This is a genomic window from Candidatus Planktophila sp., from assembly GCA_030681675.1.
Classification (GTDB): domain Bacteria; phylum Actinomycetota; class Actinomycetes; order Nanopelagicales; family Nanopelagicaceae; genus Planktophila.
In genome coordinates, this window is sequence record JAUXRP010000040.1 from 372,084 (window position 1) to 389,432 (window position 17,349).

At 45.2% G+C, this 17,349-nt stretch carries 20 protein-coding genes; 18 read left to right on the forward strand and 2 right to left on the reverse strand.

Features of this window, described 5'->3' with window-relative positions:
* Nucleotides 1–31: 31 nt before the first annotated feature.
* The 6 genes from Q8K48_08935 (at nt 32) to Q8K48_08960 (ending at nt 5,709) form a co-directional block, all read left to right on the forward strand.
* Nucleotides 32–1,444, forward strand: a complete 1,413-nt coding sequence (locus Q8K48_08935; GenBank protein MDP1852520.1) for an ABC transporter substrate-binding protein — start codon at nt 32–34, stop codon at nt 1,442–1,444.
* 115 nt (nt 1,445–1,559) lie between these two features.
* The gene (locus Q8K48_08940) at nt 1,560–2,396 is read left to right on the forward strand and encodes a sugar ABC transporter permease (GenBank protein ID MDP1852521.1); all 837 of its coding nucleotides are present in this window, start codon (nt 1,560–1,562) and stop codon (nt 2,394–2,396) included.
* Nucleotides 2,397–2,405: 9 nt separating this feature from the next.
* A complete protein-coding gene (locus Q8K48_08945) occupies nt 2,406–3,221 on the forward strand; it encodes a carbohydrate ABC transporter permease (GenBank protein MDP1852522.1) in 816 nt (271 codons plus the stop codon).
* A gap of 3 nt (nt 3,222–3,224) precedes the next feature.
* Nucleotides 3,225–3,941, forward strand: a complete 717-nt coding sequence (locus Q8K48_08950; GenBank protein ID MDP1852523.1) for an FCD domain-containing protein — start codon at nt 3,225–3,227, stop codon at nt 3,939–3,941.
* Nucleotides 3,938–4,831: a carbohydrate kinase family protein gene (locus tag Q8K48_08955; protein MDP1852524.1), complete on the forward strand. Its 894-nt coding sequence runs from the start codon at nt 3,938–3,940 to the stop codon at nt 4,829–4,831. Before Q8K48_08950 ends, Q8K48_08955 begins: the two co-directional genes overlap by 4 nt.
* On the forward strand, nt 4,828–5,709 hold the full coding sequence (locus Q8K48_08960) for a hypothetical protein (GenBank protein MDP1852525.1): 882 nt from the start codon (nt 4,828–4,830) through the stop codon (nt 5,707–5,709). The genes Q8K48_08955 and Q8K48_08960 overlap by 4 nt, the downstream gene beginning before the upstream one ends.
* Here the strand turns inward: Q8K48_08960 and Q8K48_08965 are convergent, their stop codons facing one another.
* Nucleotides 5,710–6,813: a Gfo/Idh/MocA family oxidoreductase gene (locus Q8K48_08965; GenBank protein ID MDP1852526.1), complete on the reverse strand. Its 1,104-nt coding sequence runs from the start codon at nt 6,811–6,813 to the stop codon at nt 5,710–5,712. It lies immediately after the preceding gene.
* Between the two features lie 124 nt (nt 6,814–6,937).
* Here Q8K48_08965 and Q8K48_08970 point away from each other — a divergent pair, with 124 nt between their 5' ends.
* From Q8K48_08970 to trxA, 11 genes are all read left to right on the forward strand, one after another.
* Nucleotides 6,938–7,240: a UxaA family hydrolase gene (locus Q8K48_08970; protein MDP1852527.1), complete on the forward strand. Its 303-nt coding sequence runs from the start codon at nt 6,938–6,940 to the stop codon at nt 7,238–7,240.
* Entirely contained in the window at nt 7,219–8,385 is a 1,167-nt protein-coding gene (locus tag Q8K48_08975; protein ID MDP1852528.1) for a UxaA family hydrolase, read from the forward strand. The genes Q8K48_08970 and Q8K48_08975 overlap by 22 nt, the downstream gene beginning before the upstream one ends.
* On the forward strand, nt 8,385–9,323 hold the full coding sequence (locus Q8K48_08980; protein ID MDP1852529.1) for an NAD(P)-dependent oxidoreductase: 939 nt from the start codon (nt 8,385–8,387) through the stop codon (nt 9,321–9,323). The genes Q8K48_08975 and Q8K48_08980 overlap by 1 nt, the downstream gene beginning before the upstream one ends.
* Nucleotides 9,323–10,330, forward strand: coding sequence for an Ldh family oxidoreductase (locus Q8K48_08985; GenBank protein MDP1852530.1), 1,008 nt, complete (start codon nt 9,323–9,325; stop codon nt 10,328–10,330). Before Q8K48_08980 ends, Q8K48_08985 begins: the two co-directional genes overlap by 1 nt.
* A complete protein-coding gene (locus tag Q8K48_08990; protein MDP1852531.1) occupies nt 10,331–11,320 on the forward strand; it encodes a putative sulfate exporter family transporter in 990 nt (329 codons plus the stop codon).
* Nucleotides 11,321–11,486: 166 nt separating this feature from the next.
* The gene (locus tag Q8K48_08995; protein ID MDP1852532.1) at nt 11,487–11,774 is read left to right on the forward strand and encodes a metal-sensitive transcriptional regulator; all 288 of its coding nucleotides are present in this window, start codon (nt 11,487–11,489) and stop codon (nt 11,772–11,774) included.
* Nucleotides 11,775–11,784: 10 nt separating this feature from the next.
* Nucleotides 11,785–12,177, forward strand: a complete 393-nt coding sequence (locus tag Q8K48_09000) for a rhodanese-like domain-containing protein (GenBank protein MDP1852533.1) — start codon at nt 11,785–11,787, stop codon at nt 12,175–12,177.
* Nucleotides 12,177–13,826 carry an FAD-dependent oxidoreductase gene (locus Q8K48_09005; protein MDP1852534.1) on the forward strand — a complete coding sequence of 550 codons (1,650 nt, stop codon included), beginning with the start codon at nt 12,177–12,179 and terminating at the stop codon, nt 13,824–13,826. The genes Q8K48_09000 and Q8K48_09005 overlap by 1 nt, the downstream gene beginning before the upstream one ends.
* A gap of 268 nt (nt 13,827–14,094) precedes the next feature.
* Nucleotides 14,095–14,469 carry an isoprenylcysteine carboxylmethyltransferase family protein gene (locus Q8K48_09010; protein ID MDP1852535.1) on the forward strand — a complete coding sequence of 125 codons (375 nt, stop codon included), beginning with the start codon at nt 14,095–14,097 and terminating at the stop codon, nt 14,467–14,469.
* Entirely contained in the window at nt 14,462–14,935 is a 474-nt protein-coding gene (locus Q8K48_09015; GenBank protein ID MDP1852536.1) for a hypothetical protein, read from the forward strand. The genes Q8K48_09010 and Q8K48_09015 overlap by 8 nt, the downstream gene beginning before the upstream one ends.
* Nucleotides 14,936–14,954: 19 nt before the next feature.
* Nucleotides 14,955–15,323 (forward strand): thioredoxin, encoded by a 369-nt coding sequence (trxA, locus tag Q8K48_09020; GenBank protein ID MDP1852537.1) that lies wholly within the window; start codon nt 14,955–14,957, stop codon nt 15,321–15,323.
* On the opposite strand, the gene Q8K48_09025 is transcribed toward trxA, so the two are convergent.
* A complete protein-coding gene (locus Q8K48_09025) occupies nt 15,313–15,855 on the reverse strand; it encodes a CBS domain-containing protein (GenBank protein MDP1852538.1) in 543 nt (180 codons plus the stop codon). The two genes, trxA and Q8K48_09025, sit on opposite strands and share 11 nt — an antisense overlap.
* Nucleotides 15,856–15,967: 112 nt before the next feature.
* On the opposite strand from Q8K48_09025, the gene Q8K48_09030 reads away from it, so the two are divergent.
* Nucleotides 15,968–17,284 (forward strand): ABC transporter substrate-binding protein, encoded by a 1,317-nt coding sequence (locus Q8K48_09030; GenBank protein ID MDP1852539.1) that lies wholly within the window; start codon nt 15,968–15,970, stop codon nt 17,282–17,284.
* Nucleotides 17,285–17,349 lie beyond the last annotated feature (65 nt).

The following is a 17,349-nucleotide window of genomic DNA, read 5'->3' on the forward strand; positions in this document are numbered from 1 at the left end:
AATGAAAACTAAAGGAACTAAAACCTTCAGCATGAGTCGCCTTGGAGCAGTAGCTGCAGTTGCATTTGCACTTGTCGCTACCACAGTTCCATCCGCGTTTTCAGCTGGAGAAGTATTCGGAAAAAAATGTTCGACGGAAGGAATCAGCACTGGAACCAGTTCTACTTCTCTTGTTTGTAAAGAAAATGCAGCGGGCAAGTTAACTTGGCAGCGAGTCCGACTCGCCAGTGGCAATGGTGCCCCTGTTGCAGCTCTTAGAGCTCTACCGGGAACAATTGAGTTCCACCACTGGCGCGGTGCTGAAGATGGCAAAATCTTTGACGAGATAATTGCTCTCTTTGAGGCAAGAAATCCTGGCGCAAAAGTCAAGCAGGTCACTATGCCATCCGGCGACTACACGAACCTTGCATTTTCGAGGATTCGTTCAAATCCAAAGGCTGCCGTCTTCGCAACTTTCCGCGGCTCCCAATTCGCACAGTTCGCTAAAGGCGACTTGATGACGGATTTGAAAAATGAACGCTTTACTAGACAAAATGTAATTGCTACTGGTCTGACTGCAGGTCAGTATGAGGGTAAGCAACTAGGCATTCCATTGCATTACCTCTTTAATAATCCTGTCTACAACACAGAGATTTTTGCTAAGGAAAAATGGACACCCCCAACTAACTTCACAGGACTTCTTGCTTGGTGTAAGGCCGCCAAAACTGCAGGGTATACACCTTTAGCGTGGTCAGGTGGATTCCGTCCAAATGCTGGACAGATGCTCAACTCAATGTTGATGAACTCAGCGCCAGATTATGCAACGCTTTTGCAGCGCATTGAAGATATCGATACTGGTAAAGCAGATTTACAAACTGCTTGGTTTAAAGACATGGCTAATCGCTATAAGAAGATGGCTGATGCCAATTGCTTCCCTGACAATGCAACTGGAGTAACAGATGCCGCTGCATTAAACCTCTTTGCAACTGGAAAATCTCCAGTTCTTCCAACAGGATCTTTTTCGATGGGATCAATTAAAGTCCTTAACCCTTCAATGGCTGGCAAGATGCAGCTTTTTTCACTCATAACAACGGATGAGAAGCCTCAGTACGTTGGAATCCAAAACAACACATTCATTTTGAGTGTCAATAAGAACTCAAATGCAAGAGATCAAAAGATAGCAAGGGCATTTATTTCATTCTTAATGACTGGTGAAATAGCATCTATTTATGCAAATGGAACCTCACAGCATGTAAATGTTTTAAATGTTACATATACGAATCAAGATTTGATTAATACTTCTATATGGCAGTCGAAGAAGACGCTTTTGGCACCACGCTTCAACTGGCTAAATCAGGGAGTGCGCGATCTAATGGAGGATGCCCTCATTGCTATTGTGGGTGGTAAACCAATCGATGCTACTTTAGAAGATTACTCGAAACAGATTAAGCAAAAGCTAGGCTAACCCAATCTCAACTATGAAGACGCTGAGTAGCCCCCTCAATAAAATGAGTGGGGCTACTCGTCGTTCCTCCAAAAATCGTCGTGCGGTCCAAGGATCAAAAACTGCTCTATATTGGATGTCAGCACCTGCACTTGCTCTTTATGCGTTTCTATTTTTATTTCCAGTTTTGAGCAACTTCAGATATGCGCTCATGAAGTGGGATGGAATAGATGAGGGAGAATTTGTCGGTCTAGCGAACTTTAAAAAACTCGCGACGGATGATGATTTGGCAACTAAAGTTTTAGGTAACAACATTGAGTTCATGTTTTGGGTTGTCATTTTTCAGACTTTACTAGCCCTTCTCTTTGCAACTTATTTAGTTAAAAATACTCGAGCTAGCTTATTTTTTAGAACGCTATTCTTTTTCCCCACAATTCTCTCCTCAGTCTCTGTGGCCATGATTTGGCTCTTCCTTTATGACCCTAACTACGGCGCAATCAACTCAACTCTGGTACGTCTTGGGCTCGATTCCTTTGCGCTGAATTGGTTAGGTAGCGAAACATCCGCTTTATATGCGATTATCTTTGTTCAAGTTTGGTTTCACACTGGCCAAATGATGGTGATCTATATTGCAGGGCTCCAGCAGATCCCCGCTGAGCTCTATGAGGCAGCAAACGTTGATGGTGCAAGTCGATGGCAACAATTCAAATCAGTTACTTGGCCGATGGCACTTCCCACAAGCGCCGTGGTAGTTGCCTATACGACAATTCAATCTTTTAGAGCCTTTGATCTCGTTTATGCAACGACTCAAGGTGGTCCAAATAATTCAACATCAATTCTCACAACGATGATTTTTCAGACAGCTTTTAATGAATTTAGATTTGGATATGCGGCGTCTCAGTCAATAATAATGATCATCATGATCTTCCTCATCACTGGTCTGCAACGTCGTATTTTACGGACTAGGTATTAGGGAGGGGAAATGATGTATAAAATAACGCGTTGGATTGCCCTCTCATTTTTCTCTCTCTTGATATTGATTCCCAGCACTATGGTCTTCTTGGGCTCCTTTAAGAGTGATTTAGAGATTTATGACTCTCCTATGGCATTACCGGTAAAGTGGACTCTAAATAATTACCAACGTCTTTTGGATGACGGTGACATCCTGATCAATTTCAAAAATAGCATAATTGTTACGTTTTTCTCAGTCGTAATTACTTTACTATTGGCGAGTATGGTTTCATTTGCGATCGCTAGATTGATGAATGTTACGGGGAAAGTGCTTTTTGTTCTATTTTCACTCGGATTAGCAATTCCAGGCCAAGTAAATATAATTCCAATCTATTTACTTTTCAGCGACTTAGGTCTTACAAACACATATCATGGATTAATCGCAGTAAATATTGTGGCGACCTTGCCTATTTCTGTTTTTATCCTGACTTCATTTTTCCGTGAACTTCCTAATGAAATGTATGAAGTTGCATCTATTGACGGAGCATCACACTTTAGGGTTTTTAGATCTATAGCGGTACCTCTTTCAAGACCGGCTTTAGGAGCAACTTCTATTTTCCTCTTTGTTATTTGTTGGAATGATCTTCTATTCCCATTACTTCTAATTACTGAAAGTGCAAAGAAGACTTTGCCTCTCGCAATGCTGGATTACCGAGGAGAGTATGCTACAAGCTTTAGCATGATCTTCACGGCTGTCATGGTTGCGTCGATCCCGATGGTTGTGATGTATTTGGCGATGCAGAAGTCATTCGTTGCGGGTCTCACAGCGGGTGCCGTGAAGGGATAATTGGTGAACAAGCGAGCAACAGAACTTCTTCCTCAACGAGCTGCAAAGATTGCACAGCAGCTTCTAGATATAATTGAAATTCAAAAATTAGAACCAGGTCACAAGTTGCCACCAGAACGCCAACTTGCGGAGATGCTAGAAGTAAGCCGCCCAAGTTTACGTGAAGCGTTACACATTTTGCAGGCACAAGGACGAGTACAGATTAAGCATGGCCAGGGGACGTTTGTACAAGAACCGGTAATTGCACAAGAGCTTCGGGCCTCGGTTATGTCAAAAACGCATGGTCTGAATGAATTATTTAATGCTCGAGAAGTTTTGGAAGTCCCAGCTTCAAAATGGGCCGCCGAGAAAGCAACAAAGGAGAACATCAGGCTACTTCGTGCAACCTTAAATCAAATTGACACTGTTACAGCATCCGAACCAATTGATTACGAGCAACTACAGACCTTAGATGCCAAATTTCACTTAACAATTGTTGAAATTGCAGGAAATAGATTTATAAACCAAACTTTAAATGTGTTACAGGACGTGATGAAAATGTCTATGGAAACAACTCTCCGATTGCCGGGACGCATGAAAATTTCTCGAAATGAGCATAGTGCAATTTTGGCGGCAATTGAATCTGGAGATGGCGACCTTGCATTAAAACTAACATTGCAACACATAACTGGTGCTCGAGCCGTAGCTTTGGCGAATGCTCACGAAAAGAATCAACATTGAGCCAAATTGAAGTTGTTTGCGTCGGGGTAATAACCATCGACACAATCGCACTTGTTGATGCCTACCCCGCTGAAGATGAGCGAGTTTTAGCTAAAGAAATTGTACGTGCCGGTGGGGGACCAGCTGCGGTAGCGGCGGTAGCACTTAGTCGCCAAGGTATTCGCACCGCAATTGCTGGAACTATTGGTGCTGATGCTGATGGCCTCGAAGTTATGAACATTTTTTCTCGTGAGAATATAGACACAACGGGAATTTCATTTGGTGAAAATGCAACTGCAGGTAGTGTCATCATTGCATCACGTGAGCACAACACTCGTGCAATAAGTACTCGCCAACCAATGAACCAGCAAGAGTTAAACCTGGAAGCGAAGAATTTAATTAGGCAAGCACGTTGGGTGCATGTGGATCATGTGGGTGTGGGGCAATTATTCGGTGCCGGTCTTACAAGGGGCATGGGACCACTAATTTCATTTGATGCTGGCTACGGAGCAGAAGAGTTTGACTCATCAATGGTCGACCTCTTCGTACCGACAGATCGTCAAATTGCAGCTCGATATCCACATCTAGATTTTGCTACGGCTTTGGAAGATGACGCCACAAATGCTGGGAATATCGTTGTTGCGACTCGAGGTTCGGAAGGTAGTACTGCATTTTCGTCAGAAACTGGGCTAATTTCAACACCAGGATTTAAAGTCGATGTCAAAAGCACATTAGGTGCAGGCGATGTATTTCATGGCGCTTTAGTTGCACAGCTGATTCATGGTCACCCTTTACAAGAGGCGATGCGTAGAGCAAATGCTGTCGCCGCACTTTCTTGCCGAGGTCTAGATGGTCAATCAATGATTCCAACAACAATCGAACTCAATGAATACCTGGAGGCGCAAATATGAGAGCACCACTTACCCATTTAGCTAGACCATCGGGTGCGCTCGCGATGGTTGCCGTAGATCAACGGGAGGCTTTGCGTGGAATGTTTGCGGCTCATCAATCTGCTCCAGTTACAGATGCACAGCTAACTCAGTTCAAAGTTGATGTTGCGCGAGAACTTTCACCATTTGCATCGGCGCTTCTTGTCGATCAAGAGTTTGGCATTGATGCAATTATCGGCCAGAAAGCGCTCGCTGATACTTGCGGATTGATTGCAGCAGCGGATTTATTGGTAGGACCTCCAGGGGGAGCAGCTACAGAAACTGCAATTGATCCAGATGTAGACCCTCTTCGAATGCGAGATATTGGGAGTGTGGGACTTAAGTTCCTAGTTTTGTGGCGCAACGATGAGTCGCCAGAGATTCGAGCGAAATTAGTGGAGGAATTTAATAACTTATGTGAAGTTTCAGAGTTGCCATCAATTATAGAAATCATTGTAAAGCCACCAATAGATTCATCAAGGAGTTTCAATCGTGAGGAGGAATTGATAATTGCTGCACGTGAAGCTGCAACATGGAAGCCAGATCTTTATAAGGCGGAGGTTCCATTCCACGGTGAAGGTAATCTAAACCTAATAACAAAGAATGCCGAAAGAATTTCAGAAGCCATCGGTTCGCCGTGGGTCGTACTCTCAAATGGCGTAAAGCAGCCATTTTTCAATGATGCTGTTAAGGCATGTGCAATGGGTGGAGCAAGCGGATTCCTTGCCGGTCGTGCAGTTTGGGCCGACATTGTGGGGGCGGCAGATATCCCTAAGTCGTTACGTGAAACCTCTATTCCCCGTTTACAACGGCTCGCTGAAATTGTTGACACCCATGCAAAACCTTGGAGCAATTGGTAATTAGTTCCAGAGTTCTTTGATTTCAACTACTCGGCCTTCATTAATACTTTTGTGAGCAGCAAGACCTGTAACTACGCTGGTCACCCCATCTTTTAAAGTAACTTCTGGACCAGTTGAATTCAAGATCGCGTCGCGAAACTTAGTATGTTCGATATATGAAGCACCATAGTGGTGACCCATGTATTTAACATCGTAGTTGTGAACTATCTTCTGTTCATTTCCACGTGATCGGCTTGCACCACGTGACCAACCAGAAAGCTTGCCTATTGATTCACGACGAGAAGCACGCACAACTTGTGAAGGCAAGAAAGATTCAATCTTTCCTTCATCTCCGACAATAGTCAGAATCTCTTTATCAAAAGATCCCTCACCAAACATGCATAGATCTAACATTCCGCGAGCACCATTTGCATACTCCAAAACAACATAGGCGTTATCTAACATGTTCGCTTGTTTGCCATCATACTTTTCATCTAGGTGGTTAACACTTTGTCCACCTGATGCAAAGACACGGATTGGTTGTTCGCCAATGACGATGTCCATCAAGTTGAAATAGTGGCAGCACTTTTCAACCAATGTTCCGCCTGTGCGATCTGCAAAGCGATTCCAGTTATCAACTTTTGGGTAAAAAGGTTCGCGGTGTTCGCGAATTGACACCATATGTATTTTTCCAGCATCGCCTTCTTTTGCTCGGGCAATAGCCTCAGCAACAGGTGGCATAAATCGGTATTCAAGCCCCATCCACGTCATGGCGTTACGGTTTTCATCCCAGCTAAGTATTGATTTCAAATCTTCGATAGTTGTTGCGAGTGGTTTTTCGACAAAGACTGCTAAATCAGTGGAAAGAACTTCCTTCAAAATACTTGCATGAGTGTCATTTGGAGTCGCAATTACAACCGCATCGACTAACCCTGAATCTAGAAGCCCACGGTGATCGCTAAATACCTTTGCGCCAGAGGCCATGGAAAGGGCCGCTTCCTGAGATGGAATGTGAGGGTCGCTGATAGCGGTAATTGTCGCCCCATCCATGAGTTTGATGTTTTCAATGTGCTCACGCCCCATGCTGCCTACGCCAATAACGCCGTACCGAAGTTCAGTTTTCATGGTTACAGGTTAGACCACTGGCCGAATTTTCGGCATAGGGGTAGACGAAACGCGCTCGTCTAACCTAGAATCTGTCAAGAGGTCAGACCACTACCCAACTTAGGCGAGAAAGGCACGTGTAGTTATGGCAATTACTCCACCGCAGTTCCTCCTTCACCATGACGGCGACAACGTTGCCGTCGCGATGACGGACCTGCAACCAGGAACACTTCATGGCAGGTCAGTAAAGGAGGGAACCGAGAGTGAGGCGGTCTTAAATCACGCTATCCCTCTTGGACATAAATTTGCACTAACAGATTTGGCCGAAGGTGATGCGATCATCAAATACGGCACCAAAGTAGGACTTGCATCCGCTGCAATCAAAAAAGGCGATTACATTCACACACACAACATGAGGAGTTATCGATGGGAAGCAAGCCGCGCTTAATGGGATATCGCCGTGAAAACGGCGCGATGGGTATTCGCAATCACGTCATTATTTTGCCGCTCGATGACCTCTCAAATGCCGCGGCAGAGGCCGTTGCCAAAGTCATTCCAGGCACTCTTGCACTGCCACATGCTTTTGGCCGTTTACAGTTTGGCGATGATTTAGCTCTAACTTTCCAGACACTCATTGGAACTGGAAAGAATGCAAATGTTGCAGCTGTTGTTGTTATTGGTATCGAACCAAAGTGGACACAGAAAGTTGCCGATGGAATCGCAGTTACTGGGAAACCGGTTGCGGCTTTTTCAATAGAAGGTAAGGGCGATCTACATGTAATAGCTGAAGCCAGTCGCGCAGCGGCGATGTTCTTGCAGGATGCCTCGGCGTTAGAGCGAGAGGCCGCTGAAATGGGCGACATGATTATGTCAATCAAGTGCGGCGAATCAGATACAACATCTGGCCTCGGATCGTGTCCAACAACTTCACAGGCTGTTGATCGATGGGTTGCCGCAGGAGGAACAGTATTCTTCGGTGAAACATCTGAACTTACCGGTGGCGAAAACTTAATTGCCGATCGATGTATAGATGATGCATGCCGCGATTTATTCCAACTCACGTATGACAACTACATCAAAGTTATTGAATCAACAGGTGCAAACCTTCTCGGCTCACAACCTACTCAAGGAAATATTGCTGGCGGATTAACAACTATCGAAGAGAAAGCACTTGGCAATATTGCAAAAACTGGATCAGTTCCGGTCGTCGGTGTTCTAAGACCGGCTGAAGAACCAGATCCGAAGAAGAAAGGTCTGTATTTTATGGATTCATCTTCAGCTGCCGCAGAGTGCATAACTCTCATGGCTGCTGCAGGCGCTGTTATCCACTTGTTCCCAACAGGCCAGGGAAATGTAATTGGAAATCCAATCATCCCTGTCTTGAAGTTAACGGCAAATACTAAGACTGCAAATTCCATGAAAGAGCATATAGATCTAGATGTTTCTGGCCTCCTTCGTTATGAGTACGATTTAGTAAAAGCCGGTGACATGATGATGGATGTTATTAATAAGACTGTAAATGGTCGCTTATGTACCGCAGAAGTTATGGGACATCGTGAGTTCACTTTCACGAAACTATATATTTCGGCATAATGATTCTCATCTCTGAAGATGTATGGGGAGCTCCCTTCCAAGACCTGGAGGGGAGTTTTCCTATTCATCGCGGTGATGATTTGTGGAAAAATCCAGAGGAACTTTTAGATTCAATTAAAGATGCAACTGCACTTGTAGTTCGCAACCGCACGAAAGTAACTGCGAATATTATTGCCGCAGCGCCAAAACTGAAGGTAATCGCTCGTGCCGGGGTGGGTCTAGACAATATAGATATTAAAGCCGCCGATGCAGCGGGAGTCGTTGTCGTCGCCGGACTCGGTGCAAATGCAGTAAGTGTCGGTGAATTAACTCTTGGATTAGCTTTAGCGCTACTTCGCAATATCCCGAACCATGATGTTGCCACGCGCAATGGTGGTTGGATTCGCTCTCCAGGTCGCGAATTATCCGGACTCACATGGGGGTTGCTTGGATGTGGTGCAACGGGATTAGCAACGGCAAAACTTCTTCAAGGTTTTGGCTGCGAAATTATTGGATACGACCCCTTCGCTAAAGATCTAGATTCGATTACGTTGACCACCTTCGAAGAGGTACTAAAGCGCAGCGATATCGTAAGTATTCATATGCCTTCGACACCGCAGACAAATGGTGCAATCAATTCCGAAACTCTCGACTTGATGAAAATAGATGCAATCATTATTAACGTCGGACGTGGAGAAGTAATTAATGAGGAAGATCTTATTGCAGCTCTAAAAAATGGGAGGATTGCTGGCGCGGCACTTGATGTTCGCGCACAAGAGCCACCAGTTACAGGTGAAATGGAGAGCATTCTTAACTTAATTCTGACTCCACATGTTGCCGGGATTACTTCAGAGAGCCAATTGCGCATTAATCAGATTTTGACCTCAAATATTGAGTTAGTTCTTAACTCAAAACCAGCAACACATGCCGTTGGTGCATTAAAAGTAAGCAGTAACTAGTGGCGAAATTACAAGTAGGTGCAGCAATTGCACAGGCGCAAGCTTTATTAGAGGCGGTCGGTGTACCTACTTCTGAGGCTAAAACAACGGCCCGATTAATTGTCGCTAGTGATCGGTGGGGTATCGGAAGTCACGGTTTAATGCGCTTACCTTTCTATTTGGCTCGCCTGCAGGCCGGTGGGATTAATCCAAAAGCAGAGTTGAAAAGAGTGACAGATCTTCCCAGCCTTGTCATATTTGATGGTGACGGTGGACTTGGTCATTGGCAATTACAAAAAGCTGCTGAAGTTGCATCAGAGCGCGCAAAAATAAATGGGATTGCAGCGGTTGGAGTTGGTCGCTCGAACCATTGTGGAGCATTAGGAATTTACGTATGGCCAATGATTAATCGGGGATTAGTTGGTATTGCATTTAGTACTGGACCAGCAGTGATGCCTCCATGGGGCGGCAAAAAAGCGCTGCTTTCGACATCTCCGATGGCTGCAGGGATTCCAACGAATCCGCCAACGGTTATCGATCTTGCGACAAGCGCCGTTGCGCGAGGCAAGATTCAAGCAAAGGCACAGGCCGGCGACGAGCTCGAACCTGGTTGGGCTTTTACTAAAGATGGTGCACCAACGACCGATGCTAAAGAGGCATTGGCTGGAATGCTTGCCCCACTTGGGGGAGCAAAGGGGTATGCAATTGCCGTTCTAGTTGAGTCATTAACTGGAATGCTCATTGGTCCGACATTAGCTAAAAATATTCCAGATATGTTCGCATCCGATCAAGATGCGATACCACAAGAGATTTCACATTTTGTCATTGCAATCGATGCAGCAAAACTATCTGTAGATGGAAAAAATTCACGCACTCTAGAGTTTGCAGAAGAGGTGAAAATCGCTGGCGGTCGCCTTCCCGGTTCTACCCGTATAAATCCCGAAGAATTGAACAACAGTGATGAAATCACAATTACTGATCTTGTAAATGATCAATTAGCACTCTGGTCAGCCAAGCTAGAGATTTAGATGGTCAAAACTCTCCCAGGCATAGGTTTCATTGCCGCAATTGTTACCGTCGCCTTTCAAATACATAATTTTCAACCTGCGATTAGCCCGCTGGCTCTCTGCGTCGCCTTCGGGTTTTTGATTGCCAATCTTGGTTCCTGGCCAGCATTTGCAAATGAAGGCACATCGTTAGCTAGTAAAAGATTGATGCGCATCGGTGTTGCACTTTTAGGTGCACAAGTTAGCGTCGTTTCACTCCAAGCAATCGGCATTAAAGGTGTCATCACTGTCATTCTCGTTGTGAGTTTTACGATATTTGGAATCCTTGCACTATCTAGATTATTCAATATGACAGGAGAGTTAGGTCTGCTCATCGGTGTTGGCTTCGGAGTTTGTGGCGCAACTGCAGTTGCCGCAATACGACCACAAACACGTGCAACTCAAGAAGAGACCTCATATGCAATTGCATTGATCTCTTTGTGTGGAACCCTTTCAATATTCGTGCTTCCATTTCTTGGTCACTTAATGGGATTAAGTGATCAGACTTTCGGAGCTTGGGCCGGAGCTGCCGTTCACGATGTGGGTCAGGTAATTGCAACGGCCTCAGTCTGGAGTGACGATGCGGTGAAGTCAGCAATTGTTATCAAATTAGCCCGCGTCTGTTTGTTAGCACCTATAGTTTTGATTCTCTCGCTTCGCCATAGACGATATTTAAAAGCTCAGGGAGAGAGCGCGCAAACTTCAGCAAAAGTACCGTTGATACCTTTTTTTGTTCTAGGTTTCATCGCTGTAGCAACAGTTCAGAACACCGTGGATATTCCTATTGCTTTGCATGATTACATTGTTTTAGCTAGCAAAGTTCTATTGGGAGCTGGATTAGTAGCTCTCGGTTCTAGTGTGCGATGGAAAGCTATCCGTGCGATAGGTCCACGACCAATGCTTATGGGGCTGATTGCTTGGATAATTGTCGGTGGTGTCGCATTAGCTGCAGTCCGCATTACCGGGATTTGACGATACCCCCGGGGGTATGCTAACTTTCCTTCTAACCAATGAGGGAGCCAAAAATGTGTTCACGCGTCACATGTCATGTCTGTAAAAAAGCGAGCTGGTCGGGCTGTGGAAATCACGTCGAGCAGGCACTTGCTGGAGTACCCGAGCAGGATCGTTGCACCTGCTAATGGCAGCTAAAAAGATTGCCCATGTACTTTCTGATGCCGAGCAAATCGATGCCATTGCAAAACGGATTAAGCGCGCTCAGGGCCAACTAGGCGCAGTTGCGCGCATGCTCGAAGAGGGTAGAAACTGCGATGAGATTGTTACTCAAATGTCAGCGGTTTCAAAAGCCGTGAATACAGCCGCCTTTACTCTAATTTCTGCGAGTTTAAAAGAGTGCATAGTTGAAGGAAAGTCAAATTCGGATGCAGTGACTACACAACTGCAAAAACTATTTTTATCTCTAGCTTAAGGGGAACATAATGAAGAAAATAATCTTAATCATTTCTTTAGTAATTGCTGCGTTGTTTTTATCTAGTTGCTCGTCACCGTCATCAGCTACCAACTTGGATGCAACTGCATTCTCCCAAAAAACCGCTGAATCTGGGGTGGTAACTTTAGATGTTCGCACGCCTGGTGAGTTCATGGTAGGCCATATCCAAGGTGCAATTAATATTAATGTTGAGAGTCCTCAGTTTGAAAGCGAGATTGCAAAATTAGATAAATCTGCAACATATGCAGTCTACTGTCAGAGCGGCCGTCGATCAGGAATCGCTATTGAAGCAATGCAGCAAAATGGATTTAATAGTCTTTTCAACTTAACCAATGGAATTGCAGACTGGCAGGCAAATAACTTTCCAGTGGTAACGTCATAGTGCGCATTGTAATTATCGGTGGCGTGGCAGGAGGTATGTCGGCAGCAACGCGTCTACGACGACTAGATGCGAATGCCGAAATTATAGTTCTTGAGAAATCTGGCTATGTGTCATATGCCAACTGTGGTTTACCTTATTACGTGGGCGGCATAATTGAAGAAGAGAGTGCATTACTCCTACAAACACCGGCAAGTTTGCATGCACGTTTCCGCCTCGATGTTCGCGTAAATACCGAAGTTTTAGCTATCAATCCAAGCAAGAAGACTGTGGCTATAAAGAATCTTGATAACCATGAATCGCGTGAAATCGATTATGACAAGTTAATTCTTTCACCAGGTGCATCTCCAGTTATTCCGCCGATTCCAGGAGTTGAACGTGGGTTGACGCTTCGCACAGTGGAAGATGTTGAAAGGATTGCAGATCGCGTGCGCTCAAAGCCCAAAAGCGCGGTTGTAATAGGTGGAGGTTTTATAGGCGTAGAGATTGCCGAAAATCTTGTCCATCGCGGAATCCCAACCTCACTTGTCGAGGCGACTGATCAAGTTTTGATGCCTTTGGATCCAGAGCTTGCAACTCTGGTTGCCAAAGAAATGGTGGCTCAAGGAGTGGCACTTCACTTAGGTGCAAGCGTGGTAAATATTGGATCGGAGAGCGTCGATTTATCAAATGGCGACAATCTTTCAGCGGAGTTAGTAATTCTTGCAATAGGTGTTCGCCCTGAAATCGGTTTAGCTAAGGCGGCAGGCTTAACAATTGGTTCACGCAATGGAATTCACGTGGATGAATTTAATCGAACAAGCAATCACGATATTTATGCAGTTGGTGATGCCGCTGAAAAAACCGATTCATTAGATGGCAGTGCAACGTTGGTTCCTTTAGCAAATCTTGCTAATCGACATGGACGAATAGTTGCCGATCACATTGCTGGGCGGACAGTTCGCCCTGTAAAAACTATGGGCACAGCGATTGTAAAAGTCTTCGATTTAATGGTTGCAACTACTGGTTGGAATGAAAAACGATTAATTGCTGCAGGCCGTGCCCACCAGTCGATTCATACGCATCCAAACTCGCATGCGGGTTATTATCCCGATGCTAAGCAGATGGTGCTTAAACTAATCTTTGAACCAAAGACAGGCGAAATTTTAGGTGCCCAAGGAATTGGAATTGAAGGCGTAGACAAACGAATTGATGTGATCGCCACTGCAATGCGCGGAGGTATTACGGCACCAGAGCTTGCAGATTTAGAGCTTGCATATGCGCCACCTTTTGGCTCAGCTAAAGATCCAGTAAACATGCTCGGCTATATAGCTGAAAATGTAATCTCTGGATTAGTTAAGACTGCACAGTGGAATGAAATTGAGGATTTCACCTCTCGTGATTATGAATTAATCGATGTTCGAAGCGCAGGAGAGTTTGCCCGTGGAAGCATCCCAGGTGCTATAAATATCTCCGTTGATGAAATTCGGGAGCGCTATACGGAAATAACCTCAAAGAACCTTCTCGTACATTGCCAAGTGGGTCAACGTGGACACACTGCCGCGCTTTTACTTAAAGAACTCGGCTTTAATGCAGTAAATCTCGATGGTGGATACCTTACGTGGAGCAACTCACCAGCAGCGATTTCTATGTCAATGGCAACCAAGAACTAAGAAAAGGAAATAGAAATATGTGCAGCAGAACAACTTGCCGTAAGTGCGGAAAACCAACGTGGAGTGGTTGTGGTAGTCACGTTGAGATGGTGATGAAGGGTGTTCCAAAGGCTCAGCGTTGCCAAGGACATCAAAATGATCCCGTTGAGCCGGGTTTCTTCAGCAAGATATTTGGGAGAAACAAATAATTCTCAAAGCTCGAATTTTAGTAACCTCGCAGTTTTCACTGTTGGGGTTGCTATTTCTTAAGCCGAAGGCCCCGCTGCTCATGGCTCCCTCCTGGGCACCGGGTCTGGCTTTTGTTATCGATGTAGTTGCTATAGCTATCCTTTTCGCCGCTTGGTATGCACTGCGCCCTTCACTACAAATATCGCCGATCCCTAAAGAGGGCGCGGCTTTGATCACATCTGGCATCTATAGATTTATTCGCCATCCTATGTATGTAGGCGTACTTCTCCTCGGCGCAGGTTTTGTACTTACAAATATCAACTGGGTATCCATTGCTATTTGGGCTGCTTTAGTTGCGACGCTTGTATGCAAAGCCCACTTTGAAGACTCTCTCTTAGCGACTAAGCACACACATGCCGCTGCTTATCAATCTTCGACGGCGAGATTTTTCTTTAAGAGGGGCAAGGATGCCTAATTGTTTTACAGCCTTAGTGGCTTGGCCGGCAAAACGTTGGCTGGTCGCAGTTTCTACCGCTCTTTTAACCGGGTTAATCATCTCTCTTCCTACCGCAGTTTTGAAAAATCCTATCTTTGGTCGCCAAATTGCCGCAACTGATTGGTCTACAACTGTCATTTTTGTCACTGCAGTCTTTACGGGATTGCTTGTTGCAACTTATGTGAAAATTGATGCTGATTTAGCCGAAGAACGTTCTCTAAAAATCGGCGGAGCAGGAGCATTCTTATCTTTCTTAGCCGTCGGTTGTCCTGTGTGCAATAAGTTAGCCCTCATTGCTCTTGGATACTCTGGAGCAATTAAGTATTTTGCTCCAGTTCAACCGTTTTTAGCTTTGATTGGCGTTGCTTTACTTTTGTATGCCTTGCGCAAGCGATTGAACAATGAATCATCCTGTCAATTAACTTTTACTAACACAGAAAAATAGAAAAGGTGCGGAAAATAAAATGGCTACATTGAACTTAACAGAGACGCAGTTTGAAGAGTTAATACCTAAAGAAGGTACGGTGCTTGTTGACTTTTGGGCCGCCTGGTGTGGACCGTGCCGCTCTTTTGCACCGGTGTATGAGGCAACTTCTGAGAAATATCCAGAGTTAACTTTTGCCAAAGTCGATACTGAGGCAGAGCGCTCATTAGCTGCGGCTGCAGGTATCACTTCAATTCCAACTCTAATGATTTTTCGCGATGGAATTCTCTTGTTCAGTCAGCCAGGCGCACTTCCAGGTTCAGCCCTCGAAGAGATTATTAGCAAAGTCACCGAACTAGATATGGATGAAGTCCGAAAAAAAATTACCGAGCAGGAGATTAAGAGTTAACGTAATCGCTGAGCGCTTTTCGCTCTGCATCCAACTCATTAATGTGGGCTTTTACAACATCACCGATTGAAACTATGGAAATTAGGTTCCCAGATGCATCTACCACTGGAACGTGACGGATTCGGCGTTCGGTCATTACCGTCATGAGATCGGCAACGGTTGTTTCAGGAGTACATGTAATGACTTCAGCGGTCATTAGATCCCGAACCCGCATGTGGGTAATTTCATCAAGTTTGCCAGGCATTGCACGCACAACGTCACGCTCTGAAACTATGCCATCGATTTTTTTCCCGTCAGGGGAGACGACCAACGCTCCCACATGATGAACATTGAGGGCATTAACCAGGTCATGAAGCGTGGCGCTGGAAGATATAGTTTCAACACGCTTACCGGTAATTAAAGTAGAAACCTTCATCGTGATCTCCTCGCCTCGTTGGGGATGTCCTGCCAATGGTGCACCTGCCGACGGCCGATGACAAGAGCCCCGACTTACTGCAAGAATTAAGCGTAAAAGAGACCAATTCGTTACCATATTTCCCTTTCTAAAGAGGTGGTCAGACCTTTAGATTTACGCTGTTACCAGGCTCATCCCCTCACTCGCCTGATGACCTATCACAACCTCCTCTCTAGAGAATAGGAAAACAATGTCAGAAGTAAAAAATGGCATTTCCCGTCGTTCAGTACTTAAAGGTGCTGCAGTCGGCGGTCTTGGATTAGCAGCTGGAGGATCACTCCTTGCCGGATGCGGATCCGACGGAACAGGTGCTCTCGCATTCGGTGCTCGCACTGTAGATGCTGGACCAACTTCGCAACTAAAAGCCTTGGTTGCTGCTTACACAGCAAAGACTGGAAATGAAGTTACATACAATGCAACAGAGTCAAATGCCTTCCAGAACAATCTTTCACAATATCTACAGGGAACACCAGACGATGCCTTCCAATGGATGGCCGGATACCGTATGCAATTCTTTGCAGAGCAGGGATTGCTTGTTGATCTGACCGATGTTTGGAATGAGATCGGCTCTCAGTATGCAGATAGTTATAAAACTGCAGCAACTGGACTAGATGGAAAGCAATATTTTGTTCCACAGTCTTGGTACCCATGGGGTATGCACTTCCGTAAGTCAATGTTTGCTGATCTTGGTCTAAGTGCCGACACAGTGACTAACTGGGATGAATTCCTTAAGATGCTAGATGGCATGAAGAAGAAGGGTCTTGTTGGATTTGCAGCTGGCGATAAGGGCGGCTGGGAAGCAATGGGAACATTCGACATTCTTAATGCACGTATCAATGGATACCAGTTCCACGTAGATCTTTTGGCCGGTCGCGAAAAGTGGACCGATGCAAAGGTTCTAGAAGTATTTAAGTACTGGGAGATGTTGATCCCTTACATGAATCCTAACGTTCTAGATCTCGAGTGGGATGGCGCTATGCAGCTGCTTCTTCAGAAGAAAGCTGGATCGATGCTCATGGGCTCATGGTTCGGTGGAAACTTCAAAGAGCAATCTGAAGCAGATTATGCCGATCTTTCAATTATCCCATTCCCAGAAATCAATCCAGAGCATGGTCGCGACACAGTCGATGCACCTATCGATGGTTTCTGCGTGGCCGCAAACGGTGCAAATAATGCTGGTGGAGCTGACTTCTTGAAGTTTGCTGGAGACATGGAAGGCGTTCAAGCAATGCTTGATGCCAAAGATGCCGATGGCAAATCGATTCCAATGACCTCAGCCAACAAGGGTCAAGACACATCAACGTATGATGCCTTCCAGAAAGAGCAGTTGGCAGTTATGGATGAGGCTAAGTACATCACTCAGTTCCTTGACCGCGATACACGCCCTGACTTTGCTGGTCCAGTTGTTGGTCCTGCGATTCAGTCATGGTTTAAGAATCCAAAGGATGTTAACAAGATTGTTGACACCCTTCAAGCACAATGGGATGCACTACCACCTCTTGCATAGTTTGTAATTTCAATTACTATTCGTAAAAATTACGAACTAAGAGATAGGTCTAAAAGATGAACTCG

Bases quoted from the DNA above. Each gene is read 5' to 3' on its own strand.
- Q8K48_08945 (MDP1852522.1), top strand. From the start codon at position 2,406: ATGATGTATAAAATAACGCGTTGGATTGCCCTCTCATTTTTCTCTCTC.
- Q8K48_08940 (MDP1852521.1), top strand. From the start codon at position 1,560: ATGTCAGCACCTGCACTTGCTCTTTATGCGTTTCTATTTTTATTTCCA.
- trxA (MDP1852537.1), top strand. From the start codon at position 14,955: ATGGCTACATTGAACTTAACAGAGACGCAGTTTGAAGAGTTAATACCT.
- Q8K48_09025 (MDP1852538.1), bottom strand. From the start codon at position 15,855: ATGGTAACGAATTGGTCTCTTTTACGCTTAATTCTTGCAGTAAGTCGG.
- Q8K48_09010 (MDP1852535.1), top strand. From the start codon at position 14,095: ATGGCTCCCTCCTGGGCACCGGGTCTGGCTTTTGTTATCGATGTAGTT.
- Q8K48_09015 (MDP1852536.1), top strand. From the start codon at position 14,462: ATGCCTAATTGTTTTACAGCCTTAGTGGCTTGGCCGGCAAAACGTTGG.
- Q8K48_08980 (MDP1852529.1), top strand. From the start codon at position 8,385: ATGATTCTCATCTCTGAAGATGTATGGGGAGCTCCCTTCCAAGACCTG.
- Q8K48_08990 (MDP1852531.1), top strand. From the start codon at position 10,331: ATGGTCAAAACTCTCCCAGGCATAGGTTTCATTGCCGCAATTGTTACC.
- Q8K48_08995 (MDP1852532.1), top strand. From the start codon at position 11,487: ATGGCAGCTAAAAAGATTGCCCATGTACTTTCTGATGCCGAGCAAATC.
- Q8K48_09000 (MDP1852533.1), top strand. From the start codon at position 11,785: ATGAAGAAAATAATCTTAATCATTTCTTTAGTAATTGCTGCGTTGTTT.
- Q8K48_08975 (MDP1852528.1), top strand. From the start codon at position 7,219: ATGGGAAGCAAGCCGCGCTTAATGGGATATCGCCGTGAAAACGGCGCG.
- Q8K48_08970 (MDP1852527.1), top strand. From the start codon at position 6,938: ATGGCAATTACTCCACCGCAGTTCCTCCTTCACCATGACGGCGACAAC.
- Q8K48_08965 (MDP1852526.1), bottom strand. From the start codon at position 6,813: ATGAAAACTGAACTTCGGTACGGCGTTATTGGCGTAGGCAGCATGGGG.
- Q8K48_08960 (MDP1852525.1), top strand. From the start codon at position 4,828: ATGAGAGCACCACTTACCCATTTAGCTAGACCATCGGGTGCGCTCGCG.
- Q8K48_08935 (MDP1852520.1), top strand. From the start codon at position 32: ATGAGTCGCCTTGGAGCAGTAGCTGCAGTTGCATTTGCACTTGTCGCT.
- Q8K48_09030 (MDP1852539.1), top strand. From the start codon at position 15,968: ATGTCAGAAGTAAAAAATGGCATTTCCCGTCGTTCAGTACTTAAAGGT.